Origin of the sequence: Accumulibacter sp. (assembly GCF_029255285.1) — a bacterium.
Taxonomy (GTDB): Bacteria; Pseudomonadota; Gammaproteobacteria; order Burkholderiales; family Rhodocyclaceae; genus Accumulibacter.
Window position 1 is genome coordinate 139,336 of sequence record NZ_JAPUVI010000105.1, and the last position, 25,946, is coordinate 165,281.

A 25,946-nucleotide genomic window follows, 5' to 3' on the forward strand; every position below is an offset into this window, starting at 1 on the left:
GCCTCAGTCCTCGTAAGCCTGCAGACCGGAAATCTCTCGCCCCCCGGCACGCTTCTTCAGCAGCGGCACCAGCTCGGCCATCAAGGCCAGCTCCTTCCGTGTGCGCGCCTTCCAGCCCAGTTCCAGCGGCGCCAGCAGTTCGGTGAGTTGCTCGCCGTCGAAGATGCGGCGATCGAGCACGCCGTCCACCAAGCTCTGCAGCGCCGCCGCGGGCAGGCCGTGCCGGGTGGCGAGCTCGGCCAGCTCGCGGGCGGCCTTGGCGGCCTTGAACTGTTGGTAGCCGGCGCGGATGGCGAACTCGTCCAGGCCTTCGCCGGCCTTGAGGCTCATCACGTACTCGGTGATGTCGTCGCGCTCGTCGATGAACTTGGCATCGGCGGCGATCAGGCCGACCAATTGTTCGCGGCTCATCGTCGCCCTGCCGGGCTTCTTGGTCGAGAAGTCGGCGATGAGCTTCATGATGTAGTCGTAGTCGATGGTGGCCGAGGCGAAGAGGACGAACTCGAAGTCGAGCTGGTCGATCTCCTCGTTCCTCGCTCCCCCCGGCTTGACCTGCTGCGCGCGCAGGCGCTGCACGGTCTCCAGGTACTGGCCGCGGAAGGCGTTCAACTCGTCCCTCGGCAGGATGGTCTGGATGACCGCTTCCTGCTCGGGCGTCAGGTCGGTGTACTGGTCGAGCTGGGTTTGCAGCTTCTGCACCTCCTTGAACGCTTTGACGAAGGCGACGCGGGCCTCGTCTCCCCTGAGCTTGGCCACCTCTTCGGGCTTGCCCGAGAGGCCTTGCGATTGCATGAAGCACTCCAGAGCCTGCCTGGCCTCCTTGAGCTTGTCGATGACGACCGGCGCCTGGTCGACCAGCCAGATCTCGCGCGCCTGATCGGCCTTGGCGCCGGAGAAGAGGGCAATGGCGGCGTCCACCGCGTCCCGCTGGCCGCGAAAGTCGAGGATGTGGCCGTAGGGCTTGCTGTCGTTCAGCACGCGGTTGGTGCGGCTGAAGGCCTGGATCAGGCCGTGGTGCTTGAGGTTCTTGTCGACGTACAGCGTGTTGAGGTACTTGCTGTCGAAACCGGTGAGCAGCATGTCGACGACGATGGTAAGGTCGAGCTTTTCGCGCCCCTTCCTTGGCAGGTCAGCATTGGGGAACTGCTGGTCCTTGATGCGTTGCTGCACGTCCTGGTAGTAGAGGTCGAACTCGTCGATGCGATGGTTGGTGCCGAAGCGGGCGTTGTAGTCGGCGATGATCTTCCGCAGCGCCTTCTTCTTGGTCTCCGGGTCGTGCTGGTTGTCTTCCTGCTCCTGCGGCAGGTCCTCCTGAATCTGCCTGACGTCGGCGCTCACGTCGCCGGGTGGTGAAAAGACGGCGGCGATATTGAGCGGCACGAAGGCCGGGTCGGCGTGCCGCTTCTCGGCCTGGGCACTGGCGAAGAGCGTGTGGTACTCGATCGCGTCGTTGATCGAAGCGGTGGCGAGAATGGCGTTGAACCGGCGTCCGCCGGTGGCGGTGTCGTGCTTGGCGAGGATGGCGTCGACGATGGCGCGCTTGGCGAGGGTCTCGCCCGGCTTGGGCGGGTTCTTGCCGTCGGGCCGGTAGTAATCGACGTGAAAGCGCAAAACGTTTCGATCCTCGATGGCGTGAGTGATGGTGTACTCGTGCAGCGACTGCTGGAAAAGGTCTTGCGTGGTCTGCAGCGTCTGGACCTCACCCTCGATGCGCTTGTAGCTGGCGTTCTCTTCGAAGATCGGCGTGCCGGTGAAGCCGAAGAGCTGGGCCTTGGGGAAGAACTCCTTGATGGTCCGGTGGTTGTCGCCGAACTGCGAGCGATGGCATTCGTCGAAGATGAAGACCATGCGCTTGTCGCGCAGCGTTTCGAGCTGATCGGTGTAGGTGGCCAGTCCGCGCTTCTCGCGGCTCCTGTTGCGCTGGCTGTTTTCGTCCAGCGCCAGGCCGAGTTTCTGGATGGTGCAGACGATGACCTTGTCGGCCGCGTCGTCGGAAAGCAGGCGGCGGACCAGTTCGCCGGTGTTGGTGTTCTGCTCGACGCAGCCTTCCTGGAAGCGGTTGAATTCCTCGCGCGTCTGCCGGTCGAGGTCCTTGCGGTCGACGACGAAGAGGCATTTCTCGATTGCCGGGTTGGCCTTGAGCAGCGTGGACGCCTTGAAGCTGGTCAGTGTCTTGCCGCTGCCGGTGGTGTGCCAGACGTAGCCGTTGCCCAGATTCTTGTCGATGCACTCGACGATGTTCCTGACGGCGTAGATCTGGTAGGGCCGCATCATCAAGAGCTTCTGCTCGCTGGCTACGAGCACCATGTAGCGGCTGATCATCTGGCCGAGCGTGCATTTGGCCAGGAAGGCCTCGGCGAAGGGTTCGAGCCCGCTGATCCGGGCGTTGTCGGGCGCGGCGTACTGGTAGATGGGCAGGAAGCGCTCGTCGGCGTTGAAGCTGAAGTGCCGCGCGTTGTTGTTGGCGAAATAGTAGGTCGAGTCGCGGTTGCTGACCACGAACACCTGCATGAAGCACAGTAGCGTGCGCGTGAAGCCGTTGCCGGGGTCGTTCTTGTAGTCGACGATCTGCTCGATGGCGCGGCGCGGGTTGATGCCGAGCGTCTTGAGCTCGATCTGCACCACCGGTACGCCGTTGATGAGCAGGATGACGTCGAAGCGATGATGGCTGTTGTCGGTATTGATGCGCAGTTGCTTGACGACTTCGAAAGTGTTCTTGCACCAGTCGCCGATGTTCACCAGGGTGTAGTTGAGCGGCGTGCCGTCCTGGCGGGTGAAGCTGTTGCGGCTGCGCAGCGTCTGTGCCGCGGCGTAGACATCGGGGGTGACGATTTCCTCCAGCAACCGCTGGAACTCCTCGTCGGTGAGCTTGACACGGTTGAGCTGTTGAAACCTCTCGCGAAAGTTCGCTTCCAGCGTGGCGCGGTCGCGGATGTCTTCGCGGTAACCGTATTTCAGCTCCTCGAGCTGCGCGATCAAATCTTCTTCCAGCCGGCGTTCGGACGACGTCATTGATGGCCTATGGGTGGGGGGGTGGTCCATGGCGAACCGCTCGGCCTGCGCGCCGTAAAGGGTCCGAGGACACCGCCCACCGCCCGCCGGTCAGTGAACGGTCGGCGGCAGGTCGGTCGCCGGACCGGCAAACAGCCGGTCGATCGCCGAGGCGTCGAAACGGTACTCGCGCTGGCAGATTTCGTCCTGGATGACGAGCTCGCCCTGCTCGCGCAAGGCGGCGTAGACCTCGCTGCGGCCCAGTGCGCGCAGCATCGAGCGCACCTTTTCCCAGTCCTCGGGGCAGTGGTAAGCGACCGGCCGGGCCGGAAAGAGACGTATCGTTTCTTCGGGAAAGAGGCGCCGCAGCAGTTGCTCGGCCGGCAGCGACGGCAGCTCGGCGGCCTGCAGCGTTGCGGCGAGCGCCGTGCAGCGCGCCCAGCCGTCCGCGTCGCGCGTCTCGGCGGCGGGCAGTTTCTGCAGCAGAAGCCCGGCCGCGCACTCGGGCGACGCGGCGAGGAACAAGCGCGACGCCAGTTGTTCCGACTTTTCGAGATGGTGCTCGAAGATCTCGGCCAGGCTTTCGCCGGCGAGGGGAACGATGCTCTGGTAGGGTTGGCGCAGCGACGGCAGGTCGAGCGAGAGCAGCAGTTGGCCGTCGCCCAGCAGTTCGGGCGGCGTCTCGCCGACCAGCGGCGTGGCGCACCTGGCCATGCCGCGCAACCGCAATTGCTCATCGCAGTCGACCAGCAGCAGCGAGACGGGGCCGTTGCCGCGCAACTGGAGAGTCAGCCGCCCCGGCTGCTTGAGCTGGCTACCGAAGAGAACGGTGACGGCGCTGATTTCGCCGAGCAGCCGAATCACCGGCGCGGGGTAGGCGCGCCGCTCAGTCATCTGCCGCCAGGCCGGTCCCAGACGGACGACGGCGCCGCAGATGTCGAGCTCGTCGAACAGGAAACGGTGGAGGTAGTCGTCGGACATGCGCGGGCCGGGAAAGTCGCTTCAGGAAACGGCGAGCATCCTGTCGAGCGCCAGTTTGGCCAGCCCCTTTTCGTGTTCCGGCACCGTGATCGCGTTGACCACCGTGCCGTCGGCCAGGTTCTCGAGCGTCCAGGCCAGGTGCTGCGGGTCGATGCGCTGCATCGTCGAGCACATGCACACGGTCGGCGCCATGAACTGCACGATCTTGCCTTCCGGCTTGACCTCCTCGGCCAGCCGGTTGACCAGGTTGAGTTCGGTGCCCACCAGCCAGCGCGTGTTGGGGCTCGCTTCCTTGATCGTGCGGACGATGTGTTCGGTCGACCCGACATGGTCGGCCTGCTGGCAGACTTCGAAGCGGCATTCGGGGTGCGCGATGACCAGTCCGTCCGGATGCTGGTTGCGGAAACGCAGGATGTGCGCCGGCTGGAACATCTGGTGCACCGAGCAGTGCCCCTTCCAGAGCAGGAGCTTGGCGCGCCGGATCTGTTCGGCACTCAGGCCGCCCATTTCGAGGTCGGGGTCCCAGACCATCATCTCGTCGAGCGGAATGCCCATCCGGTAGCCGGTCCAGCGGCCGAGGTGCTGGTCGGGAAAGAAGAGAATTTTCTCCCGCCGCGCGAAGGCCCAGCCGGCGATCGTTCCGGCGTTCGACGAGGTGCACACGATGCCGCCGTGCTCGCCGCAGAAAGCCTTGAGGTCAGCGGCCGAGTTGATGTAGGTCACCGGCGTCACCTGCTGCTCGACGTCGAGCACTTCGCCGAGTTCGCGCCAGCAGCGTTCGACCTTGGCCAGGTTGGCCATGTCGGCCATCGAGCAGCCGGCCGCCAGATCGGGCAGGATGGCGATCTGCTCGGGTGCCGACATGATGTCGGCCACTTCGGCCATGAAATGCACGCCGCAGAAAACGATGTACTGCGCCTCGGCCTGCGCCGCGAGGCGCGAGAGCTTCAGCGAGTCGCCGGTCAGATCGGCGTACTGATAGACGTCGGCCCGCTGGTAGTGATGGCACAGCAGAACGGCGCGCTTGCCCAGACGTTCGCGCGCGGCGCGGATGCGCCGATGGCAGGCTTCGTCCGGCAACTGGTTGAAGGTATCGAAACGGATGGTCGCGGTTTGCATGAATGGGGACTCGAAACGGTGTCGGAAGGGCCGCCGCGCCGTCGGCGGCAAACGCTTCGCTTCAGTTGTGCCACGGCAGCCCGGCAAGGCGCCAGCCACCGACGTTGCCGCGCTGGCCACGGGCATCCTTGTCGCCTTCGAAACCTTCCAGCACGTTGTAGCAGGCGAGCTGGGCCGCCTGGCTGGCGAGCGCGGCGGCCTGGTGCGAGCGCACGCCGCTGCGACAGACGAACATCAGCAACGATTCGGGATCGACCTGTTTCTTCAACTGGGCGAGGAAATGCGCGTTGGGCCGGTTGTCCGGATAGCTCTGCCACTCGATCTCGATGGCGCCGGGGATTCGCCCGACCCAATCCCACTCGGCACGCGTGCGCACGTCGACCAGCTTGGCACCGGGCGCCAGTTGCCAGACGGCGTAAGCTTCCTGTGGTGTGAGGGCGCCCGCATAGGGCAGGCCCAGTTGGCTGGCGCGATCTTGCGCGAGTTTGAGGAGATCGGTCAGTTTTCCCATGGCGCTTGGCGAATTGCCTCGAGTAAGGGGCGGCGAAATCGAGAGTATAGAACATAGAATGCCTGTTTCGTTCGCACCGCCGCCGGGCGGAAGGCCTTCGCACCGCCACGGTGCGGCGGGACTTTCCACGCACCAAAGTGGTGCTCGGCAAAAATCCCCGAGAACGCCGGGAAGGCTTGTGGCACAATGAAAACCCGGCCGGGAATGGTCTGGCACGATTTCTGCTAGTTGCCCCGCGCACCTATTTTCTACTGTCGCCGGTTGCCCCGGCATCTGTTCTGGAGACTCCGCAATGACAAGCCCGCAAGACGTGATCAAGATGGTCAAGGACAACGAGGCGAAGTTCGTCGACTTCCGCTTCACGGACACTCGTGGCAAGGAGCAGCACGTCACCGTGCCGGTCAGCGCCTTCAGCGAGGACAAGTTCGAGAACGGCCATGCCTTCGATGGTTCGTCGATTGCCGGCTGGAAGGGAATTCAGGCCTCGGACATGCAGTTGATGCCCGATCCGAGCACCGCCTACATCGATCCCTTCTTCGACGAGACGACCGTGGTCATGACCTGCGACGTCGTAGACCCGGCCGACGGCCGGGGCTACGACCGCGATCCGCGCTCGGTGGCGAAGCGCGCCGAGGCTTATCTGAAAGCCTGCGGCATCGGCGACACGGCCTACTTCGGCCCGGAGCCCGAGTTCTTCATCTTCGACTCGGTATCGTGGAGCGTCGACATGTCGGGCTGCAATCTGAAGATCTACTCGCAGGAAGCGGCCTGGACGAACGGCGAGAAGTCGGAAGGCGAGGGCGGCACCGGCCATCGTCCGGGAGTCAAGGGCGGTTACTTCCCCGTCCCGCCGGTCGATAGCCTGCACGACGTCCGTTCGGCGATGGTGTTGACGCTGGAAACTATCGGCGTCCCGGTCGAGGTGCATCACCACGAGGTCGCCACCGCCGGTCAGTGCGAGATCGGCACCCTGTTCAACACGCTGGTCAAGCGTGCGGACTGGACGCAGATTCTCAAGTATGTCGTGCATAACGTCGCGCACCAGTACGGCAAGACCGCCACCTTCATGCCGAAGCCCATCGTCGGCGACAACGGTTCGGGGATGCACGTCCATCAGTCGATCTGGAAGGACGGCAAGAACCTGTTCGCGGGCAACGGCTACGCCGGCCTGTCGGAACTGGCGCTCTTCTATATCGGCGGCATCATCAAGCACGCCAAAGCCCTGAACGCCATCACCAACCCCGGAACGAATTCCTACAAGCGCCTGGTGCCGCATTACGAAGCGCCGGTCAAGCTGGCTTACTCGGCGAAGAACCGTTCGGCGTCGATCCGCGTGCCGCACGTCGCTTCCGACAAGGCAAGACGCATCGAGACACGCTTTCCGGACCCGATCGCCAATCCCTACCTGTGCTTCTCGGCCCTGCTGATGGCCGGCCTGGACGGCATCCAGAACAAGCTTCACCCCGGCGACCCGGCCGACAAGAACCTCTACGATCTGCCGCCGGAAGAAGATGCCAAAATCCCGACCGTCTGCGCCAGCCTCGAGGAAGCCCTCGCCGCGCTCGACAAGGACCGCGACTTCCTGACGCGCGGCGGCGTTTTCTCCAGCGACTGGATAGACGCTTACATCGAACTGAAGATGGAAGAGGTCAACCGGGTGCGCATGACGACCCATCCGGTCGAGTTCGACCTGTACTATAGCTGCTGAGCGGGCAGCGTCGAAACGAGGGACGGCACCGCCCGTCCCTTTTTTTTTGTCTGCCGATCGCGCCTGCCGGGCGTTTGTATTCGTTTCGGTCATCCAATACACTGCCGTCTGATCGGAGAGTCGGCGTACGCCAGCGCGGCGGCCGCTCGATGGGCGGCTCGAGTTGCCAATAGGAAATGGGACGACGATGAAACGACGAGACCTGGGCATGACGTTCGTGCTGTTGTCGCTGCCGGCATGGCCGGCCCTGGCGCAGGACATTTTCAAGTGCGAAGTGGATGGGCGCGTCACCTACTCGAACGTGCCTACCAAGAACTGCCGCAAGATCATTCTCGATCCGGTCAATCTGGCCCCCTCCTCCAAACTGGCGCCCAAGGCCTCGTCGACCCCGACGCCGGGGAATTTCCCGAAGGTGGACGATCAGACGCAGAAGGCGCGCGACACCGACCGCCGGCGAATTCTCGAAACCGAGCTGGCCGCCGAGCAGGCGAATGCCGAGCAGGCGAAGAAGGAGCTTGCCGAACAGGAAGCCGTGGTGCTGCCGAACGAGCGCATGCAGGGCGGCGCGATCAGCGGCGGCAAGGTGCAGGAGCGGCTGCAGCCGTACAAAGACAAGCTCGCCGTGCACCAGCGCAACATCGAAGCCATTCGCAAGGAGATCGGCAATCTGCGCTGACTGCCGACGACCCGCGCAGGCGCTCCGGCGGTGAGCGAAACCTCGGAAAACCCGTTCGGCGGCCTCGACCTGCTATCGTCGGCCGTCGTCCTGCTCGACGATAGCCTGGCCATCCGCTATCTGAATCCGGCCGCCGAGAACCTGCTGGAAATCAGCGGCCGGGTTTTCGCCGGCTGCCCCTTGGCCAGCGTCGCCGAATGCCCGCCGGCCCTGCTCGCCGCGCTCGACAGCGCCTTGCACCAAGGTTGGGCATACACCGGGCAGAACATCGGTTTGCGCGTCGCCGGCGGCGAGTTGCGCCAACTGAATTGCACGGTCAACCCGACGGACACGCCGACCGCCCGTCTGCTCGTCGAGCTGTGGCCGATCGACCAGCAACTCCGGGCAACCCGCGAGGAGCGCCTGGTCGAGCAGCAACACGCCAGCCGCGAACTGATACGCAACCTGGTGCACGAGATCAAGAACCCGCTGGGCGGCATCCGCGGCGCCGCCCAGTTGCTCGAGCACGAGCTCAACAACCCGAGTCTGCGCGAGTACACCCAGGTCATCATCAAGGAGACCGACCGCCTGCAGGATCTGATGCGCCGCCTGCTGTCGCCGCATCGTCCGATGCAGCCGGGCCCGGTGAATATCCACGAGATTCTCGAGCGGGTGCGCAGTCTGCTCACCGCCGAGTTCCCGACCATCCTGACCGTTCGTCGCGACTACGATACCAGCCTGCCGGATTTGGTCGGCGACCGCGAACAACTGATCCAGGTTTTCCTCAACATTGCCCGCAACGCGGCGCAGGCGATCCAGCGGCAGCCGGACGGCAGCTTCGCCGTCCGCGGTCAGATCACGCTGCGTACGCGTGTCGCCCGTCAGATGACCTTGTTCAAGCGCCGCCACCGCCTGGCGCTCGAAGTGCAGGTGATCGACGACGGACCGGGAATTCCCGACGACATTCGCGAACGCATGTTCTATCCCCTGGTGTCAGGTCGTCAAGGTGGCAGCGGCCTGGGGCTGACGCTGGCCCAGAGCTTCGTCGAGCAACACCAGGGAACGATCGACTGTGACAGCCGGCCGGGCTGCACCTGTTTCACGATTCGCCTGCCGCTTGCCTGAGATGGCTGGCCGGTTTCTTGCTTACAGCCCTTGACCATTGCCAAGCCTGCTGAGGAATCGATGAAACCGGTCTGGATCGTTGACGACGATAAATCAATCCGTTGGGTGCTCGAGAAGACGCTGTCGCGGGAGAAGATCCCGTTCCGGAGCTTCGCTTCGGCGACCGAAGCGCTGGCGCAACTCGACACCGGAGCGGAGCCGCCGCAGGTGCTGGTGTCCGATATCCGGATGCCGGGACAGTCGGGGCTCGAGTTGCTGCAGCTTTTCAAGGATCGTTTCCCGGCCTTGCCGGTGATCATCATGACCGCCTATTCCGACCTCGAAAGCGCCGTTTCCGCCTTCCAGGGTGGCGCCTTCGAGTACCTGCCGAAGCCCTTCGACGTCGATCAGGCGCTGGAACTGATTCGGCGCGCTATCGGTGAGAGCCTGCACCAGAGTGGTGCGCCGAACGAGGTGGGGCTGACGCCGGAAATCCTCGGCCAGGCTGCGGCGATGCAGGAGGTGTTTCGGGCCATCGGTCGACTCAGCCAGTCGAGCGCCACCGTATTGATCACCGGCGAGTCGGGTTCCGGCAAGGAACTCGTGGCACGCGCCGTACATCGCCACAGTCCGCGCGCCGACAAGCCGTTCATCGCCATCAACACGGCGGCGATTCCGCGCGACCTGCTCGAGTCCGAACTGTTCGGTCACGAACGCGGCGCTTTCACCGGCGCCGCGGCGCAACGGCAAGGCCGCTTCGAACAGGCCGAGGGCGGGACACTGTTCCTCGATGAAATCGGCGACATGCCGGCGGAACTGCAGACCCGACTGCTGCGCGTGCTGTCCGACGGTCACTACTACCGGGTCGGCGGACACTCGCCGCTGAAAACCAAAGTGCGAATCATCGCCGCAACGCACCAGAATCTCGAGGAACGCGTGCGCCAGGGCCTGTTCCGCGAGGACCTCTTCCATCGCCTGAACGTGATCCGCGTCCGCTTGCCGAGTCTCGGCGAGCGGCGCGAGGACATTCCGATCCTCGCCCGCCACTTTCTGCAGAAGAGTGCCCAGGAACTGGGCGTCGAAGGCAAGCGCTTGTCCGATACGGCAATGAGGCATCTGTGCGCGGTGGATTTTCCCGGCAACGTCCGGCAGCTCGAGAACCTCTGTCACTGGCTGACGGTGATGGCTCCCGGCCAACTCGTCGAAGTCGCCGACTTGCCGCCCGAACTGCGCGGCGTCGTGCCCTCGCCAGCGGCCGGTGAATGGGAACACGCCCTGGCGCAGGAAGTCGACCGCTTGCTGGGCAACGATCCCGGGCACGTCCACGAAAAGCTGACGCACGCTTTCGAACGTGTGCTGATCCACCGCGCGCTGGTCCACACCGGTGGACGCCGGATCGAGGCCGCGCATTCGCTGGGCATCGGCCGCAACACCATCACCCGCAAGATCCAGGAACTCGGACTCGACGGCGCGAGTGCGGCCGACGATCGAGAGGCACTGCTGCCACGATAATCGGCGATAATCGCGCCAGCCGCGCCCGATGAGCCAACCATGAACGACCCTGTATCTTCCTGCCGGATCGACGCCGCCCGAGTGTACCGCCTGCTCGGCGCGGCCGCACGCCGCTTCACCGTCGAAGCCCTGCCGGAATGCGTATCGACCAGTACGCTGCTGCTCGAACGCGCCGCCCAGGGCGCCACGACGGGTACGCTGCTGGTTGCCGACCAGCAGACCGCCGGGCGTGGCCGGCGCGGCCGAAGCTGGCTGTCGTCGCCCGAGGCCAGCCTGACATTTTCGCTGCTCTGGCGTTTCACATGTCCGGTGGCGCAACTGGCGGGCCTGTCGCTGGCGGTCGGCGTCGCCGTGGCGCGCGCGCTCGAGGGTGTCGGCGTCGAGCGCATCGGCCTGAAATGGCCGAACGACATTCTGCTCGACGGCGGCAAGCTCGGCGGCATCCTGGTCGAACTCGATACCCAGCCGGGGAGCCTGCTGGCGGTGATCGGCATCGGCCTTAACCTGCACCTGCCGGCCGCTGGCGACGAACCGCTGCGGCATCCGCCGGCCGCGCTGTCGCAGGCGCTGTCGCCGCTGCCTGACCGCCATCGGCTGCTGGCGCGGTTGCTGAGCGAGCTGGCGGCCGTGCTGGACGATTTCTCGGCCGGCGGTTTCCCGATATTGCGTGACGAATGGCAGGCGCATCATGTCTGGCAGGATCGTCGGGTGCGCCTGCTCGACGGTGGCCCTGTGGACCGCGAAGGGATCTGCCTGGGAGCCGACACCGACGGCGCACTGCTGCTGCGGACGCCGGTCGGCGTCGAACGCTGCCTATCCGGCGACCTGTCGCTGCGTAGCGCATGATCGTCGCCATCGACGTCGGCAACAGCCGCCTCAAGTGGGGCGTGCACCACGCGGGCGGCTGGCTGGACAGCGGCGTCCTGGCGACCGCCGACGTCGCCTGGTTGAGCGAGGCGGCCGACGAGTGGCCGGCGGATTCGCCGGTCGTGATCTGCAACGTCGCGGGAGCGGCGGTCGGCGAAACGCTTAGCACCTTGCTGGCGCCACGCCACACTCGGATCACTTTTCTGCACCCCAGTGCTGCCGCCTGTGGCGTACGCAACAGCTACGACTGTCCGGCGCAGCTCGGTGCCGACCGCTGGGCGGCGTTGATCGGCGCGCGCGCGATGGTCGCCGAGGCCTGCCTGGTGGTCAGTGCCGGAACGGCAACGACCATCGACTTGCTCGACGCCGACGGGCTATTTCGCGGCGGCCTGATTCTTCCCGGTTTCGACCTGATGCGCATGGCGCTGGCCAATCATACGGCCCAACTGCCCTTCGTCGAGGGCGCCTTCCAACGCGAGCCGCGCAATACGCAGGACGCCATCGCCAGCGGCTGCCTGCAAGCACAGCTCGGGGCGATCGAGCGGACGTATACCATCATTGCCGGCCAGCCCGGCGCGCGCTGCCTGCTGACCGGCGGGGCGGCCGGGCGGCTGGTGCGCCACTTGAAGATCCCATGCCAGTTGGTGGACAATCTGATCCTCGACGGGCTGGCACGCTTTGCCGCTTCCCCTTGATCCGCTGCCAGTGCGCCTGCCGACGGGAGGACTATCCATGCCCACGCACCTGTTGACGATGCTGCCCGCCTTTCTCGCCTACTTTGCCGTGGCGATCGTCCTGCTGGCGCTGTTTCTGCTCGTTTACCTGAACGTCACACCCTACCACGAGGTGGCTTTGATCCGTGCCGGCAACACCGCCGCGGCGATCAGCCTGGCCGGCGCGCTATTCGGGTTCGCCATGCCGGTGGCCAATGTCATCGCGCATAGCGATACACTGGTCGACCTCGCTTCCTGGGGGGCGATCGCCGGCGTCATCCAGATCCTGGCCTATCTGGCGGCCCGGCTGACGCTGCCGCAACTCAACCAGGACATCCCCGCCGGCAAGACCGCACCGGCCGTATTTCTGGCCGTCGTCTCCCTCAGTGTCGGCCTGATCAACGCCGCCTGCATGACTTATTGATCACCCCCCGCGGTGCGCGCCTGCCTGATGGCCACCGCGCCCCCACCCACGCTTCCTTTCAGGAGAACGGCATGGCCCTCATGGACTTCATCAGAAAACAATTCATCGATGTCATCCAGTGGACCGAGGAGGGCGACGGCGTTCTCGCCATGCGCTACCCGATGCAGGATTGCGAAATCCAGTACGGCGCCCAGTTGACCGTGCGCGAGTCGCAAATGGCCGTTTTCGTCAACGAGGGGCAGATCGCCGACGTTTTCGGACCTGGCTTGTACAAGCTGACGACACGCACGCTGCCGGTGCTCACCTATCTCAAAAACTGGGACAAGCTGTTCGAGTCGCCCTTCAAGTCGGACGTCTATTTCTTCTCTACCCGCCTGCAGCTCGACTGCAAGTGGGGAACGCCGAATCCGATCACCATCCGCGACAAGGAATTCGGGATGGTTCGCATGCGTGCCTTCGGCATCTATTCGTACAAGATCGCCGACCCGCGCAAGCTGCACAGCGAGGTTTCCGGGACGCGCGAACGCTACACCGTCGCCGACCTCGACGGTCAGTTGCGCAATCTGGTAATCGCTTCGATGACCGATCTGTTCGGCGAATCCGGCGTTCCCTTCATCGACATGGCGGCCAACCAGGACGAGTTCAGCCGCAGCCTGAAGGACAGGCTGGGACCCGTCTTCGAGCGCTACGGGCTGGCGCTCGACAGTTTCGTCGTACAGAACGTCTCGCTGCCGGAGGAACTGCAGAAAGTCCTCGATTCGCGCATCGGCATGAACATGATCGGCGACCTTGGACGCTACACGCAGTACCAGGTGGCGAACAGCATTCCGCTGGCGGCGCAGAACGAGGGTGGTGTGGCCGGTATCGGTGCCGGTCTCGGCGCCGGACTGGGCATCGGCCAGGCGATGGGTGCGGCGATGACGCAGGGCATGCAGGCCGCTGCGCCGGCGTCGCCGGCGGCCGCCGCGAACACCGACGAAATCGTCGCGACGCTCGAAAAGCTGCACGGACTGGTCGCCAAAGGCGTCCTTTCGCAGGCCGAGTTCGACGCCAAGAAGGCCGAACTGCTGGGTAGGCTGATCTGACCCGGCGTGCCGGGTGACACCGCGGCGCTGGCGCCCTCGGCCACAGGCCCGTCGTGAAAAGAGCCACCTGTCCGTCCTGCGGCGCGCCAGTCCTTTTCCGCGCGGCGACGTCGATCTACGTCGTCTGCGATTTCTGTCGCAGCACTTTGCTGCGCCGCGGCGAGGATCTGAAGAACCTCGGCCGGATGGCCGACCTGCTCGAAGACACCTCGCGCCTCCAGATCGCTAGTCAGGGAACTTTCCGCGGCCGGCACTTCCTCGTGGTCGGCCGTATCCAGTTGCACTACGATGCCGGCTTCTGGAACGAGTGGCACATCCTGTTCGACGATGGCCGCAGCGCGTGGTTGGCCGAAGCGGCCGGCGAGTACATCGTAAGCGCCCAGGTCGAGGTCCGCCAGCCTTTGCCGGCCTTCGCCGATCTGGCGCCCGAGATGGCGGTGAACATCGACGGCCGGCGCTTCACGGTGACCGACCTCGAAACCGCACGCTGCATCGCCGGCGAAGGCGAGCTGCCGTTCCGCGTCGCTGCCGGCTACGAGGTCAACACGGTCGACCTGCGCAGTGCCGATCGTTTCGCGACCATCGACTACAGCGAAACGCCACCGCTGGTGTTCGTCGGCCAGCCGGTGAGCTTCGCCGACCTCAAGCTGGAAAATCTGAAAGCGGTGGCCGGGCCGTCAGGCGACGCGGTGCCGCAGGTCGGCGCGCGGGTTTTCGCCTGTCCGCACTGTGCCTCGCCGCTGCAAATCCATTCGCCGGCCATCCAAAGCATCGCCTGCGACGCCTGCGGCTCGATCGTCGGCGTCGATAATGAGAACGTCAAGCTGCTTATGAGGGCGGCGCAGGCGCTGCGCGAAACGCCCTGGCTGCCGCTCGGCAGCCAGGGCCGCCTGCAGGGCGTCGATTGGCTGGTGATCGGTTTCCTGCGCCGCAGCACGAGCTCGGCCGGCCAGGACTACGTGTGGTCGGAATATCTTTTGTTCAACGCGCAGGACGGCTTCGCCTGGCTGATCGAGGATCAGGGTCACTGGAATTTCGCGCGCACGCTCGCCAACCCTCCGTCGGTCAGCCGCGGGCAGGCGAAGTTCAAGTACGAGGGGAAGGAGTTCAAGCTTTTCAACAGCGGCCAGGCCGAGGTGACCTATGTCGTCGGCGAGTTCTACTGGCGAGTCAGCGTCGGCGAGAGCTGCGCGGTGGACGACTATGTCTGCCCGCCCTTGATGCTGTCGCGCGAAGTGACGGCCAAGGAGGCGAGCTGGTCGCGCGCCGAATATCTTGCGGCAGCGGAGGTCGGCGCAGCTTTTCAGATCAAGGCGTCGCCGCCGCAACAGACCGGCGTCTATGCCAACCAGCCGAACCCGCTGACGGAAACGCATCGTCGCACGTGTCGCCTGTTCTGGCAGTTCGCTTTGGCGGCAACCATCGTGCAAATGGCTTTTGCCTTTATATTCGCTTCACAGCTGGTGCTTCGCCAGCAGATGGTGCTCTCGCCGCAGAACGACGAAGCGACCCTGACCAGCCAGGAGTTCGTCCTCGAGAGGCGCGCCCGAGCGCTGCTCGTCAGGCACGCCACCGACGTCAGCAACAACTGGTTGTCGCTCGACACGACGCTGATCGAAAAGAATCGTGGCGACGCCTACCACGGCGAACAGGAAGTCAGCCACTACGAGGGGGTGGACGAGGGCGAGAGCTGGTCCGAAGGGTCGCGGTCCGACGAGATGGTCTTCAAGGACGTGCCGCCGGGGACCTATTACCTCGTCGTCGAGTACGAATTGGGAACCGACAACGCGATGGCCGTGGTCGACAAGCTGGAGGTCGTCCGCAATCCGGCGGCGTGGTCCAACTTCGTGCTGCTGCTGGTCTTTCTGGCCATTTTCCCGCTCGTCTCTCGCTGGCGGCGCAACGCGCTCGAAGCTCGGCGCTGGAGCGAGAGCGACCTCGGGACGAAGGACGATTGAGATGATCAAAACCAACTGGATTGCCGGCCTGCTGGCGATCGCGCTTTTTGGCAATGCACAGTACCAGGGATGGAGCCTATTCGACCGCGAAGCCGCGGCCTCGAGCACGCGCGCCGCCGGCAGCGGTAGCCGCAGCTACCACAAATAACCGTTGCTCACCGACGGGCAGCGAGTCAGGACGAGGGAGCGGCCGGCAGGCCCGACCAGATCTCGTTCAGATCGGGGAAGTTCCACTTGGCCGGGTCTTCGCGGCCGACGATCTTGAAAGGACAGCGCGGGCGCGCGAAGTCGATGATCTCGGGCAGGAGGCGAGCGTTGGAACGGGTCGAGAAAAAGACCTTGACGCGCGGCTGGAGCAGCGACTTGTCGCTCTGCTCGGTGACGACGCCCAGGCGGCCGCAGCTCAGCAAGACCAGCGAACCGATCGGATAAATGCCGACGCTCTTGACGAAGGCCTGAAAAATCTTCGGCTCGAAATGCCCGCCGCTCCATTCGGCCATCCGGCGCAGCGATTCGGCCGGGCACCAGCCAGCCTTGTAAGGCCGGTTCGAGGTGATCGCGTCGTAGACGTCGCACACCGCTCCCATCTTGGCGAACAGGCTGATCTGCCCGCTGGCCAAGCCTTTCGGGTAGCCCGAACCGTCGGCCTTCTCGTGGTGGTGCAGAACGACATCGAGCGCCACAGCGTCGGCGCCTTTGCCCTCGAGCAGCATCCGGTGTCCTTCTTCGGGGTGCGACTTGACGATCGCGAATTCCTCTTCGGTCAGCCTGCCGGGCTTGTTGAGCACTTCGAGCGGCAGCGCTGCCTTGCCCAGATCGTGCAGGAGGCCGGCAATTCCCGCCGAGCGCGTCTGGCCTTCGTCGAGCCCGAGCTGCCTGGACAAGGCGATCATCAGCGCGCAGACGGCGACCGAATGCATGTAGGTGTAATCGTCGGCCGTCTTCAGACGGGCCAGGCTGATCAGCGCGCCGGGGTTACGGCTGACCGAGTCGGCGATTTCGTCAACCATGCGTTGCGCCCCACTGGTATCGACGACCCGCCCCATACGCGCTTCCTCGAACATCGCGGTAACGGCCTGGCGCGACTTGGCGACGATCTTTGCCGCCCGTGAAAACTCGACTGTGCTCGGAACGCGCTCGGTCTGCCGCTCTTCCCAGGCGGCGGCATCGAGTTCGGCATTGACCTCGGCGTCGGATTCGGTGGCCGAAGCGACCGCCGTGTCCGGTGCCACGTCGAGCCCCTTGCGGCAATCGATCCACACTTCCGCGATGCGGCTGGCACGAATCGCTTCGATGTCCTGCGGATCTTTGAGCACGAAGGAGGTACGCCAGAAAGGGTGATCCAGCCAGGAACCGCAAAAGCCTTTCAGGTACATGCCGAGGGTAAGTTGTTGAACGCTGATTCGCTTGAGCATGGCAGGTTCGCGCGCGACGCGCCAGAATGGCGATGCACCAAGTCTACACCGGCTCCTACCGCGTGTAGCGGCGGTCGTCGATCGAATCGCTGCTGTTCACCGGACATCCGAAGCACGGATGGCGGAACCCTCGATCTTCCTCGCCCAGGCTCGAGCGCGTGACGGCATCGCCTCGGCAGTCGGTCCCATGTTCCCGGGCATTGGCGAGAATGGCATCAAGGCGACGTCTTGATGACGGCGCTCTTGGCGATCGCTTCGACACGGTCTCTGTGGCGAGGGAAAAATGTCAGCCGCGGCGCCTGGTAGATCATTGCAAAAAGCTCGCCACGGTCGACGGCCCCGAAGCCGATGCCTCGCTGCTGGACGTTATCCACCTTGCGGGTTCGCTCGTACTCGAAGCGAAAACCCTTGACGCCTCCGAAGGGGTATGGTTCGAGTTGCCGCAGCTTGAAGCTGGAACCATCGCGGGTCATTACGCCTTCGAACATCGCAACGACTTCTTCGATCTGCATGCGGCTGCGGAAGACGATGTCCTTCTTCTGGCTGCCCACCGGATTCCCCGGATGCATTGCCTGGCCGTCCTTGACGCCGCTGTAGATGAGGAACTCGTCGACCGTCACCCCTTCCATCGTCCATATCTGCGCGGGCTTGATGGTCGGGTAATCCAGGTGGTTCCAGTTGCCCGAGATATCGACCGTCAGGCGATCGCCGAGGGCGCGACTGCCGGCTTCGATCTTCTTGACGCTGGCGCAGGCGGAGAGCAGCACGACCAGCGCGACGACGCACAACTTGCTCATTGACGGAGTTCCGCGACATAGGTTCTGATCAGCGCGGCGTCGGGTGCGTTGGGCGCGAGCGCGAGATAGCGGTCGAGCGCTTCGACCGCGTCGGCCTGCTGACCGAGCTGACGGCTGGCCAGGCCGATGCCTCGAAAAGCCTGCGCTGGAGGATCGGTCGATTGGCTGGCGCGGCGGTAATCGGCCAGCGCCAGTTCCAGATCTCCCGTCTCGCCGCGCAGACGATAGACGTCGCCGCGATAGAGGTGCATCAGGCTTGTGGCGTCCTGGCGGGCCATCAGTCGCGATAACAGGGCAAGGCTCTCCGCGTGCTGCCCTCTTTTCACCTCGTCCTGCAGCCAGTCGTCGAGAAAGCGCTGCGTGTTCAGGACAAAGGCCTCATTGGCGTCGCTGCCGCCAGGCATCGCTTCGGCATAGCGAGCCAGCGCCTCACGGCGCTCGGGTGGTGCGGGATGCGTGGCCAACAACGGATTGCGCCACTCCGGACCCTGCCCCTGTCCCGCTTTCAGTTCGTCGAGCAGGTTGCCCCAAACCCGAGCCGCTTCCGCCACGTCATAGCCGGCTCGATACATCAGAAACGCTCCGATGCGATCGGCTTCGCGCTCGTGATCCCGACTGTAGGCAAAGGCGCTGGCCAGCACGGCCAATTGCCCAACGGCACCGGCCAGCCCGAAAAGCCCGAGAAACTGGCTGAAAGCGGATTTCGCCCGGATGTCGCGCAAGCGGTCGACGGAGTGGCGTTGCAGGTAGTGGCCGATTTCATGTCCGACGATAGCCGCCAACTGCGCCTCGTTCTCGACTCGCAGCAGCAGGCCCGTCCCCAGTTGCAGCAGGCCGTTGGGAGCCATGCTGGCGTTGAACACGGGAGTGCGCACCAGATGCACCCGGATATCCGGGCAATGTTCGCCACCGAGTCGGCAAGCCACCGTCTGCAGGTAGGTCGTCAGCTTCGCGTCGGAAACGACGAACGGGCTCCGCCGCAGCTTCCGTTCTTCGCGCTCCATCATCGCCCATAGCCCACCTTCGTCGGAAGCCACTTCGGGTCGCGTCAGACGTTCCGGAACCTCGTAGTCGAACGTCGTCTCCGCCCAGCCCCGGTGCGTCAGCGCACTGGCACAGCAGGCGGCACCGGCCGCGAGCAGGCGCCGCCGGTTCATTGCGTGGTCGGAAAGTTGTTCAGCAGCGCGGAAACCACGTTCGCCGCCGGCTCGGCTTCGCGCAGGTCGCCCGTACGACGCGCGATCTGGTTGAACCAGAGCACCTGGCCACTACGCAGGTCGACCAGCGAGGCGTAGCCGACCTGAATCCCGCCCGGGATGCCGACACCAAGCAGCGCCAAAGCCACCATGGCCACCTTGCGCTCGGCGCTCGCGTAACTGTCACGCATCCAGATGAACAAGGCATAGTCGCCACCCGTTGCGGCATGAATCGGCAACACGGCCTCATCGAGCGACCAGTCCAGTTTGCCCTCCTTGGTCGGCAACGTATGGTTGAGGCCCCCCAGGTGATGAATGGCGATCGAACGAGCAACCGCGGCCTGCAGCGTATTGACCTCAGCCAGGGCGTCGGCTTCGTCCTCGGCCAGCCTCCGGACCTCAAGGCCAAGCACGGCAGCCTTCGCGCTTAGCGCGCTGTGAACGTGTTGCTGCGCGGCTTCCGTCCAATCCGCCCGCGGTTCGGTGACACCACCTGCCGACAAAGACAGCAACTCGATGTCCGGCGGCATGACGACAAGCAACGCCCCCTTGGGCAGCCCCGAAAACCCGTCAGCCAAGTTTCTCGGCTCCGCCCGCAGGGCACCCACCCCGAGCACGGTCAGGGCAAGCACGGCGCAGGCGAAACGCCATGGTCCTAGTCTCATCGTCCCTCTACCCACCCCAACAACGGCGGTCGAAAATGACATAACGACGAGCGCTAGTCAAGCGCCGCCCAACTATCGTGTCGGGAACCGGTAAGCTGTCCGGGTTCTGCCAAATGACTGGTCAGCGCTGGGATTTTAAAGGACCGACTGCCGCGGGAACTGGCGCCGAGGGGGTAACCGAGCTGGCGCGCGCCATCCGCCGCCACCGCTCGAGACAGGGAAATCGGACAAGTCATGTGCCACGGAAGCGGACAGTTCCATTGGTTGCCAACAATCAAGATCCTGGGTGTTTGCAGAGAAAGGGCCGACTGCTATAATCGCGACTCTGCATCGGGTAGCAACCCAACCCGTGCCGCTGTAGCTCAGTCGGTAGAGCAATTCATTCGTAATGAAAAGGTCGACAGTTCGATTCCGTCCAGCGGCACCAGAACACCAAGCAGAGCAAGAGTTTCGACGTAGGGCGCGGATTTCCCGCACGCTGTTGGCGCATCGCGCCGATGGCGTGTTTCCGGCTCGTTGTGGAGGCTCGAGGAGGCGTGGATTTTCTTACGAGTGGCGCGGTAAAGGGAGAGTTTCTCTGTCGGCCGGCTAGCGCTCCCTGTACCGTACGGCCAACGCGTTCTTTTGAACGCCGACCTGCTGGAACCGAGCCCGCTTCTCTCTTCTCCGCTCGACGTCGTGCGCCCGCTCGTCGGCGGTAACTGGACCCTGAGCAGCGACGCGACTGGCCTCTGACTCAGCGTCGGCCAATACCACCGCTTCCAGGCACTGGCGCCCAACACTGAAACGTCGAGGCTGTTGAGCGGCTTGGAGACATCGACGCCTCTCTTCGCGGCGTAACGCTACCATCGGCCAGCCCTGGCCGATGAGTTGCGATGCACGCGAGACGACCGCTGTGCGAGGCGAAAAATGCAAAAGCGCGCTACTATTGGCCGCACTATGGATCCTCACTCCTTCGTTTACTCGGCGGTCCTGCTGCTCTTCGTGGCGTCGATCGCGGTTGCGGTATTCCGGCATTTCGGCCTCGGATCGATTCTCGGGCTACTGGTCACTGGCGTCATCGTTGGACCGCATACACCGGGGCCTTTCGTCACCACCGAGGTCGACGGCGTGCGCCAGTTCACCGAACTCGGCGTCGTGCTGCTGCTGTTCCTGATCGGCCTGGAAATGAAACCACGCCGTCTGTGGGATCTGCGGCGTACGCTGTTCGGGCTCGGTTCGCTGCAGATCGTCGTCTCGGCGCTGGTCATCGCCGCTTATTTCCGGCTCTTTCAGGCGAGTTGGTCGACGGCGCTGCTGATCGGCGCCAGTTTCGCGCTGTCGTCCACCGCCTTCGTCATTCAGTTGCTGCGCGACCAGGGCGATATCGCCAGCCGGCACGGGCAAACGGCTTTCTCCATTCTGCTCATGCAGGATCTCGCCGTCGTGCCACTGCTGGCGCTGGTTCCGGTGCTTGCCGACAGCGGTCCATTGCCTAAGGAACTGCCGTTGTGGGAGCAGATCGGCGCTGCCGCCGCGATGGTCGGGCTGGTCGTTCTCAGCGGCCGCTACCTCGTACCCCGCGTGCTCGACTACCTGGCGCGCCAGAACAACCGCGAGGCATTTTTCCTGGTCGCCATGGCCGCCGTTTTCATCGCCGCCTGGGCGATGGATCGCGCCGGCATGTCGATGGCACTGGGTGCCTTTCTGATGGGGATGATGCTGTCGACCTCGCGCTACAGCCTGCAAATCGAGGCGACGATGGAGCCTCACAAGGGTTTGCTGATGAGCCTGTTCTTCGTCGCCGTCGGCATGTCGGTGGACGTTGGTGAGTTGGCGCGCCATCCTGTCGAGTTCGGCCTGCATGTGCTCGCCGTCATCACGCTCAAGATCGCCGTTCTATACGTCTTGTGCCTGGCCTTCGGGAGCGGCCGTAGCACTGCCATACGGGTGGCTTTCATGCTCGCCCAGGGCGGCGAGTTTGGCTTCGTCGTCTTTGGCGCCGCCAAGGCCCTCGGTGTAATACCGGATCAGGTCTTCGTGATGGCCGTCGCGGTGATTTCGCTGACCATGCTGCTGACGCCCCTGCTGGCCAAGATCGGCTACCAGCTGGCGCGCCGCCTGGCACCGCCGCCGAGCGGCGTGCATGAACGCTTCGACTACCAGGCGCAGGGTGACGAAGCCGAACCCCGAGTGGTGATCGCCGGCTACGGCCGCGTGGGTCATACGGTCGGAACAATTCTGGCCAGCAGCGGCATCCCCTACGTCGCCTTCGATACCGACGCCGTTCTCGTCGCCCGATGGCGCAGCGAGGGTCACCCGGTGTTCTACGGCGACATCGCAAACGCGAAGCTGCTAGGCAATGCCTCACTGCAACGCGTCGAGTTGGTGGTCCTGACGATCGACGACGGGGCAGCGGCCGTTCGTGCGGCGGCGCTGATCCGCGCGCAGGTACCGCAAATGACGATCGTCGCTCGCGCCCGCGACCTCGTCACCTGCGACGCACTGCACCGGGTTGGCGTCAGCCAGGCTTTCCCCGAAACGCTCGAGGCCAGTTTGCGCTTGGCCGCGGAAAGCCTCGAGGCTCTAGGAATCGCCACCGACGAGACGGAAATGCTTTTGCGCGGCGTGCGCCGTACGGACTATGCTTTGGTGCGCAACGGACCCGAGGCGGCACCACGTACGAAGAATGCGCCGCCGGCCTGAGGCCATGGCCCGGGTTACCAGCAACTCGGGGCGGCGGCAGCGGATCACGGTGCCGTGGGCGTTTCCTCGGACACTACCGGCAGCAGCCGTTGCGCGATTTCCCTGGCCCATGGGTTGATCTCGCCATAGGTCTTCACCAACTGTCCTTGCGAGGCGCGAAACAACAGTCGGGCGCGCGCATCGTCCACCGAGTTATCGTAGACGTAGGTTCTGTCGGCCAGCCAGGCGGCAAAGTAGCAGTAGGCCAACGATTTGGTGTAACGGGCGATGATCTTCGGAATCGGGACATCGTGCCCGCCTTCCATCACCCGCATGGCCACCCGTTTGGCGTTGATCGACGGATCGTCGGTGCCGACGAAAAAGAGTCTGACGAAGAATCCCGCTTCCTTGGCGCGGCCGAGGAAATCCAGCTTGTCGGGCGCCGAGAGGACCGTCTCGAAAGCCAGGCTGAGGCCGGTCGTCAGACAGTGCTCGCGAATGGTCGTCGCTCGCTGTGCGGCCTTGATGACCGCCTCGGGCGAGTTCCAGTCGCCAAACTCGTCGCGCGCGATGAAGTCGGGATTGACATAGACGCACCCACCCATCCACTCGTGCATCAACAACTGCTGCGTGATCGAAGTCTTGCCTGAACCGTTCGGACCGGCGACGACGATCAGCCGCGGCTTGTCGCCGACGGTCATTTCACGCGGCAGCTGGGCAGCTTGATGGCCATGATCTCGGCCCGCAAACGGAGCATCAACTGTTCGCGCGCCGACTGCGAATGCCGGCGCGCTGCCACGGCGACGGCTTCCATAAGTGCGTCGAGCTGTTCGTCGGAGGGCTCGTGTACGATGTCATTGAGATCGAAGGCTTGCGGTTGCATGTCGTTTCTCCAGAAGCGATCGACGTCGATCGATAGCCGCTCAGGCTGCCGGCCAGCTGGCATTCTAACTCAAGCTGGCGAACGGCAAGGCCAAAGGCGACGGACCACAACGCGCGCTAGCCCATGCCGGCCGTCGGCGGCCATCGCCCGAACAGGGCATGAATCGACTACGGCCGGGAGCTTGGCGCTCGGTCTGCCGGGCGATCGCCGCTTTAGCATCCGCGACGCATGACCGCGCAAACGGCCAAGCCGAATGCTACCGGGACAGACCTGGGATTCGGCCGGGTCATGCGTCAGGGCTATCCGAAAAACATCAGTTTTGTGTAAACGGCGCGAGTCGGCTAGAGTGTCGCGTTTTTACGTTGATGAACACTGCGTCAGGAGGCACCATGGCAAACGACCAACGCGACCAACCTCAGGCCGATCTTCGCGAAGCAGCTCTCGAGTATCATCGTTACCCGACGGCAGGCAAGATCGCCGTTCAGCCAACCAAGGCCCTGAGCAACCAGCTCGACTTGGCGCTGGCCTATTCGCCGGGCGTCGCCTACGCCTGCCATGCGATCGTCGACGACCCCGGATCGGTGAGCCTCTACAGTTCGCGCGCCAACCTGGTCGGCGTGATCACCAACGGTACGGCGGTACTGGGGCTAGGCAACATCGGCCCGCTGGCGGCGAAACCGGTGATGGAAGGCAAGGGATGCCTGTTCAAGAAGTTCGCCGGGATTGATGTGTTCGACATCGAACTGGCGGAAAGCGACCCCGACCGGTTGATCGACATGATCGCCGCGATGGAACCAACGCTCGGCGGTATCAATCTGGAGGACATCAAGGCTCCGGAATGCTTCTATATTGAGAGCAAGCTCAAGGAGAGGATGTCCATCCCGGTCTTTCATGACGATCAGCATGGCACGGCGATCATTTCGGCGGCCGCCATCCTGAACGCCCTCCAAGTCACCGGCAAGCAGATCGGGCAGGTAACGGTGGTCTGTTCGGGCGCCGGTGCGGCGGCCATTTCCTGCCTCAACCTGTGGTGCGAGCTTGGCGTTCGGCGCGAAAACATCATCGTCTGCGACTCGAAAGGGGTGATCTACGTCGGGCGCGAGGCCGACATGGAGCCGACCAAGGCGCGCTATGCTCGTGAAACCGGCGCCCGAACCTTGGCCGAGGCGCTAGTCGGCGCCGACGTCTTTCTCGGGCTGTCGGCGGCCGGTCTTCTGCAGCCAGAGATGCTCGCCAGCATGGCCGAGCAGCCGATCGTCTTCGCCCTTGCCAATCCCATCCCGGAAATCATGCCCGAACTCGCCCGCGAGGTCCGCCCCGACGTAATCATGGCGACCGGGCGGTCGGACTATCCGAACCAGGTGAACAACGTTCTGTGTTTTCCGTTCATCTTTCGCGGCGCGCTCGATGTCGGGGCGACCGGCATCAACGAGTCGATGAAGATGGCTTGCGTCAGGGCGCTGGCAGCCATGGCGCACCAGGAAGTGAGTGATGAAGTGGCCATGGCTTATCCCGGACAGGAGTTGTCGTTCGGGCCGGAGTATCTGATTCCCAAACCCTTCGACCCGCGCCTGATCACGACCATCGCACCGGCAGTCGCTGAAGCGGCAATGAAATCGGGCATCGCGACGCGGCCAATCGCCGATCTGGCGGCGTACAGGGAAAGGCTCAGGGAGTTCGTCTATCGCACCGGTGTCGGCATGCGCGCCGTTTTCTCGGCGGCCAAGCGCGGGCGCAAGACGTCGATCGTCTATCCCGATGGCGAGGAGGAGCGGATGCTGCGCGCGGCACAAACCATTCTCGACGAGGGACTGACGCGACCGATACTGATCGGCCGCCCCGACGTCATCTCCTCACGCCTCGAAAGAATTGGCTCGAAGCTGCGAATCGGCAAGGACTTCGACCTCGTCGACCCGAACAGCGATAGCCGTTACAAGGAATGCTGGACGGCCTACCACCAGTTGCGCAAGCGACAGGGGGTAACGATCGACATCGCCAAGACTCGGCTGCGCAACAACAACACCATCATCGGCGCCATGCTGGTCCGCCTGGGTTACGCCGACGGGATGATCTGTGGTCTTTCCGGCCGTTTCGGCCACCACCTGCGGCAAGTCGACGAGATCATCGGCAAAGCACCGGGGTGCAACACGCTGGCGACCATGACCCACCTTCTGCTGCCTGGCCGCGCACTGTTTCTCTGCGATACGCACGTCAATGCCGATCCCGATGCCGGACAACTTGCCGAGATCACCCTGATGGCGGCGGAAGCCGTTCGTCGCTTCCGGATCAAGCCGAAGGTGGCTCTTCTGTCGCATTCCAATTTCGGCTCGTCGCAGACGGCTTCCGCGCGCAAGATGGCCGCCGCGGTGAACATCATTCGTGCGCAGGCACCCGATCTGGAAATCGACGGCGAAATGCACGCCGACAGTGCACTTTCCGAAGCCATCCGCCAACAGGCCGATCCGGAATCGCCGCTGTCCGGCGAGGCCAATCTGCTGGTGATGCCGAATCTGGACGCGGCCAACATCTCCCACCATCTTCTCAAGATGACCGGTGGCGACGGCATGGCCGTCGGCCCGATCCTGCTCGGGGTGGCGCGCCCGGTGCACGTTCTGTCGCCGACCTCGACGGTTCGTCGGGTCGTGGACATGACCGCACTGGTGGTCGTGGACGCGGCGACCCGGTAGGCCTTGCCATC

22 protein-coding genes and 1 tRNA gene are annotated in these 25,946 nt (G+C 64.2%); 13 read left to right on the plus strand and 10 right to left on the minus strand.

All coding sequences use genetic code 11. The features are described from left to right. Positions 1 to 3: 3 nt before the first annotated feature. The 4 genes from Q1M07_RS15900 to Q1M07_RS15915 form a co-directional block, all read right to left on the minus strand. The gene (locus Q1M07_RS15900; RefSeq protein ID WP_300455178.1) at positions 4 to 3,012 is read right to left on the minus strand and encodes a type I restriction endonuclease subunit R; all 3,009 of its coding nucleotides are present in this window, start codon (positions 3,010 to 3,012) and stop codon (positions 4 to 6) included. Positions 3,013 to 3,102: 90 nt separating this feature from the next. After that, on the minus strand, positions 3,103 to 3,972 hold the full coding sequence (locus tag Q1M07_RS15905) for an Hsp33 family molecular chaperone HslO (RefSeq protein WP_300455181.1): 870 nt from the start codon (positions 3,970 to 3,972) through the stop codon (positions 3,103 to 3,105). A 21-nt stretch (positions 3,973 to 3,993) separates the two neighbouring features. Beyond that, positions 3,994 to 5,091, minus strand: a complete 1,098-nt coding sequence (gene nadA / locus Q1M07_RS15910; RefSeq protein ID WP_300455184.1) for a quinolinate synthase NadA — start codon at positions 5,089 to 5,091, stop codon at positions 3,994 to 3,996. A 61-nt stretch (positions 5,092 to 5,152) separates the two neighbouring features. Then, positions 5,153 to 5,602 carry a rhodanese-like domain-containing protein gene (locus tag Q1M07_RS15915; protein ID WP_300455186.1) on the minus strand — a complete coding sequence of 150 codons (450 nt, stop codon included), beginning with the start codon at positions 5,600 to 5,602 and terminating at the stop codon, positions 5,153 to 5,155. A gap of 292 nt (positions 5,603 to 5,894) precedes the next feature. On the opposite strand from Q1M07_RS15915, the gene glnA reads away from it, so the two are divergent. The 10 genes from glnA (at position 5,895) to Q1M07_RS15965 (ending at position 15,776) form a co-directional block, all read left to right on the plus strand. After that, the gene (glnA, locus tag Q1M07_RS15920) at positions 5,895 to 7,310 is read left to right on the plus strand and encodes a type I glutamate--ammonia ligase (protein ID WP_300455188.1); all 1,416 of its coding nucleotides are present in this window, start codon (positions 5,895 to 5,897) and stop codon (positions 7,308 to 7,310) included. 187 nt (positions 7,311 to 7,497) lie between these two features. Continuing rightward, entirely contained in the window at positions 7,498 to 7,986 is a 489-nt protein-coding gene (locus tag Q1M07_RS15925; RefSeq protein WP_300455191.1) for a DUF4124 domain-containing protein, read from the plus strand. A gap of 30 nt (positions 7,987 to 8,016) precedes the next feature. Continuing rightward, entirely contained in the window at positions 8,017 to 9,090 is a 1,074-nt protein-coding gene (glnL, locus tag Q1M07_RS15930; protein WP_300455194.1) for a nitrogen regulation protein NR(II), read from the plus strand. Between the two features lie 60 nt (positions 9,091 to 9,150). Further along, positions 9,151 to 10,581, plus strand: coding sequence for a nitrogen regulation protein NR(I) (gene ntrC / locus Q1M07_RS15935; protein WP_300455196.1), 1,431 nt, complete (start codon positions 9,151 to 9,153; stop codon positions 10,579 to 10,581). 39 nt (positions 10,582 to 10,620) lie between these two features. Next, positions 10,621 to 11,427 (plus strand): biotin--[acetyl-CoA-carboxylase] ligase, encoded by an 807-nt coding sequence (locus Q1M07_RS15940; RefSeq protein ID WP_300455199.1) that lies wholly within the window; start codon positions 10,621 to 10,623, stop codon positions 11,425 to 11,427. After that, positions 11,424 to 12,143: a type III pantothenate kinase gene (locus Q1M07_RS15945; RefSeq protein ID WP_300455202.1), complete on the plus strand. Its 720-nt coding sequence runs from the start codon at positions 11,424 to 11,426 to the stop codon at positions 12,141 to 12,143. Before Q1M07_RS15940 ends, Q1M07_RS15945 begins: the two co-directional genes overlap by 4 nt. A gap of 37 nt (positions 12,144 to 12,180) precedes the next feature. Next, positions 12,181 to 12,585 (plus strand): DUF350 domain-containing protein, encoded by a 405-nt coding sequence (locus tag Q1M07_RS15950; RefSeq protein ID WP_300455205.1) that lies wholly within the window; start codon positions 12,181 to 12,183, stop codon positions 12,583 to 12,585. 71 nt (positions 12,586 to 12,656) lie between these two features. After that, positions 12,657 to 13,670: an SPFH domain-containing protein gene (locus Q1M07_RS15955; RefSeq protein ID WP_300455208.1), complete on the plus strand. Its 1,014-nt coding sequence runs from the start codon at positions 12,657 to 12,659 to the stop codon at positions 13,668 to 13,670. 53 nt (positions 13,671 to 13,723) lie between these two features. Next, entirely contained in the window at positions 13,724 to 15,628 is a 1,905-nt protein-coding gene (locus Q1M07_RS15960; protein ID WP_300455211.1) for a DUF4178 domain-containing protein, read from the plus strand. A gap of 1 nt (position 15,629) precedes the next feature. Continuing rightward, positions 15,630 to 15,776, plus strand: a complete 147-nt coding sequence (locus tag Q1M07_RS15965) for a hypothetical protein (protein ID WP_300455214.1) — start codon at positions 15,630 to 15,632, stop codon at positions 15,774 to 15,776. A gap of 25 nt (positions 15,777 to 15,801) precedes the next feature. Here Q1M07_RS15965 and Q1M07_RS15970 read toward each other — a convergent pair whose 3' ends face one another. From Q1M07_RS15970 to Q1M07_RS15985, 4 genes are all read right to left on the minus strand, one after another. Then, a complete protein-coding gene (locus Q1M07_RS15970; protein WP_300455217.1) occupies positions 15,802 to 17,043 on the minus strand; it encodes an HD-GYP domain-containing protein in 1,242 nt (413 codons plus the stop codon). Positions 17,044 to 17,258: 215 nt separating this feature from the next. Further along, entirely contained in the window at positions 17,259 to 17,840 is a 582-nt protein-coding gene (locus tag Q1M07_RS15975) for a hypothetical protein (protein ID WP_300455220.1), read from the minus strand. Then, the gene (locus tag Q1M07_RS15980; protein ID WP_300455222.1) at positions 17,837 to 18,997 is read right to left on the minus strand and encodes a M48 family metallopeptidase; all 1,161 of its coding nucleotides are present in this window, start codon (positions 18,995 to 18,997) and stop codon (positions 17,837 to 17,839) included. Before Q1M07_RS15980 ends, Q1M07_RS15975 begins: the two co-directional genes overlap by 4 nt. Further along, the gene (locus Q1M07_RS15985) at positions 18,994 to 19,701 is read right to left on the minus strand and encodes a hypothetical protein (protein ID WP_300455225.1); all 708 of its coding nucleotides are present in this window, start codon (positions 19,699 to 19,701) and stop codon (positions 18,994 to 18,996) included. Before Q1M07_RS15985 ends, Q1M07_RS15980 begins: the two co-directional genes overlap by 4 nt. 351 nt (positions 19,702 to 20,052) lie before the next feature. Between Q1M07_RS15985 and Q1M07_RS15990 the strand changes: the two genes are divergently transcribed. Together Q1M07_RS15990 and Q1M07_RS15995 are read left to right on the plus strand one after the other, a co-directional pair. Then, positions 20,053 to 20,128, plus strand: a tRNA-Thr gene (locus Q1M07_RS15990). Positions 20,129 to 20,640: 512 nt separating this feature from the next. Continuing rightward, entirely contained in the window at positions 20,641 to 22,386 is a 1,746-nt protein-coding gene (locus Q1M07_RS15995) for a cation:proton antiporter (RefSeq protein WP_300455228.1), read from the plus strand. 44 nt (positions 22,387 to 22,430) lie between these two features. On the opposite strand, the gene Q1M07_RS16000 is transcribed toward Q1M07_RS15995, so the two are convergent. Together Q1M07_RS16000 and Q1M07_RS16005 are read right to left on the minus strand one after the other, a co-directional pair. Continuing rightward, complete coding sequence (locus Q1M07_RS16000; protein WP_300455231.1) at positions 22,431 to 23,066, minus strand: zeta toxin family protein; 636 nt, start codon at positions 23,064 to 23,066, stop codon at positions 22,431 to 22,433. Then, positions 23,063 to 23,248 (minus strand): hypothetical protein, encoded by a 186-nt coding sequence (locus tag Q1M07_RS16005; protein ID WP_300455234.1) that lies wholly within the window; start codon positions 23,246 to 23,248, stop codon positions 23,063 to 23,065. The genes Q1M07_RS16000 and Q1M07_RS16005 overlap by 4 nt, the downstream gene beginning before the upstream one ends. Before the next feature lie 389 nt (positions 23,249 to 23,637). Between Q1M07_RS16005 and Q1M07_RS16010 the strand changes: the two genes are divergently transcribed. Next, complete coding sequence (locus tag Q1M07_RS16010; RefSeq protein WP_300455237.1) at positions 23,638 to 25,935, plus strand: NADP-dependent malic enzyme; 2,298 nt, start codon at positions 23,638 to 23,640, stop codon at positions 25,933 to 25,935. Positions 25,936 to 25,946: the final 11 nt, after the last annotated feature.

Excerpts from the sequence above, each read along its gene's own strand:
- Q1M07_RS15915 (WP_300455186.1), bottom strand. The coding sequence starts at position 5,602 with ATGGGAAAACTGACCGATCTCCTCAAACTCGCGCAAGATCGCGCCAGC.
- glnA (WP_300455188.1), top strand. The coding sequence starts at position 5,895 with ATGACAAGCCCGCAAGACGTGATCAAGATGGTCAAGGACAACGAGGCG.
- Q1M07_RS15975 (WP_300455220.1), bottom strand. The coding sequence starts at position 17,840 with ATGAGCAAGTTGTGCGTCGTCGCGCTGGTCGTGCTGCTCTCCGCCTGC.
- Q1M07_RS15945 (WP_300455202.1), top strand. The coding sequence starts at position 11,424 with ATGATCGTCGCCATCGACGTCGGCAACAGCCGCCTCAAGTGGGGCGTG.
- Q1M07_RS15925 (WP_300455191.1), top strand. The coding sequence starts at position 7,498 with ATGAAACGACGAGACCTGGGCATGACGTTCGTGCTGTTGTCGCTGCCG.
- Q1M07_RS15980 (WP_300455222.1), bottom strand. The coding sequence starts at position 18,997 with ATGAACCGGCGGCGCCTGCTCGCGGCCGGTGCCGCCTGCTGTGCCAGT.
- Q1M07_RS15985 (WP_300455225.1), bottom strand. The coding sequence starts at position 19,701 with ATGAGACTAGGACCATGGCGTTTCGCCTGCGCCGTGCTTGCCCTGACC.
- nadA (WP_300455184.1), bottom strand. The coding sequence starts at position 5,091 with ATGCAAACCGCGACCATCCGTTTCGATACCTTCAACCAGTTGCCGGAC.
- ntrC (WP_300455196.1), top strand. The coding sequence starts at position 9,151 with ATGAAACCGGTCTGGATCGTTGACGACGATAAATCAATCCGTTGGGTG.
- Q1M07_RS15900 (WP_300455178.1), bottom strand. The coding sequence starts at position 3,012 with ATGACGTCGTCCGAACGCCGGCTGGAAGAAGATTTGATCGCGCAGCTC.
- Q1M07_RS15965 (WP_300455214.1), top strand. The coding sequence starts at position 15,630 with ATGATCAAAACCAACTGGATTGCCGGCCTGCTGGCGATCGCGCTTTTT.
- Q1M07_RS16010 (WP_300455237.1), top strand. The coding sequence starts at position 23,638 with ATGGCAAACGACCAACGCGACCAACCTCAGGCCGATCTTCGCGAAGCA.
- Q1M07_RS15955 (WP_300455208.1), top strand. The coding sequence starts at position 12,657 with ATGGCCCTCATGGACTTCATCAGAAAACAATTCATCGATGTCATCCAG.
- Q1M07_RS15970 (WP_300455217.1), bottom strand. The coding sequence starts at position 17,043 with ATGCTCAAGCGAATCAGCGTTCAACAACTTACCCTCGGCATGTACCTG.
- Q1M07_RS15905 (WP_300455181.1), bottom strand. The coding sequence starts at position 3,972 with ATGTCCGACGACTACCTCCACCGTTTCCTGTTCGACGAGCTCGACATC.
- Q1M07_RS16000 (WP_300455231.1), bottom strand. The coding sequence starts at position 23,066 with ATGACCGTCGGCGACAAGCCGCGGCTGATCGTCGTCGCCGGTCCGAAC.
- Q1M07_RS16005 (WP_300455234.1), bottom strand. The coding sequence starts at position 23,248 with ATGCAACCGCAAGCCTTCGATCTCAATGACATCGTACACGAGCCCTCC.
- Q1M07_RS15995 (WP_300455228.1), top strand. The coding sequence starts at position 20,641 with ATGGATCCTCACTCCTTCGTTTACTCGGCGGTCCTGCTGCTCTTCGTG.
- Q1M07_RS15940 (WP_300455199.1), top strand. The coding sequence starts at position 10,621 with ATGAACGACCCTGTATCTTCCTGCCGGATCGACGCCGCCCGAGTGTAC.
- Q1M07_RS15950 (WP_300455205.1), top strand. The coding sequence starts at position 12,181 with ATGCCCACGCACCTGTTGACGATGCTGCCCGCCTTTCTCGCCTACTTT.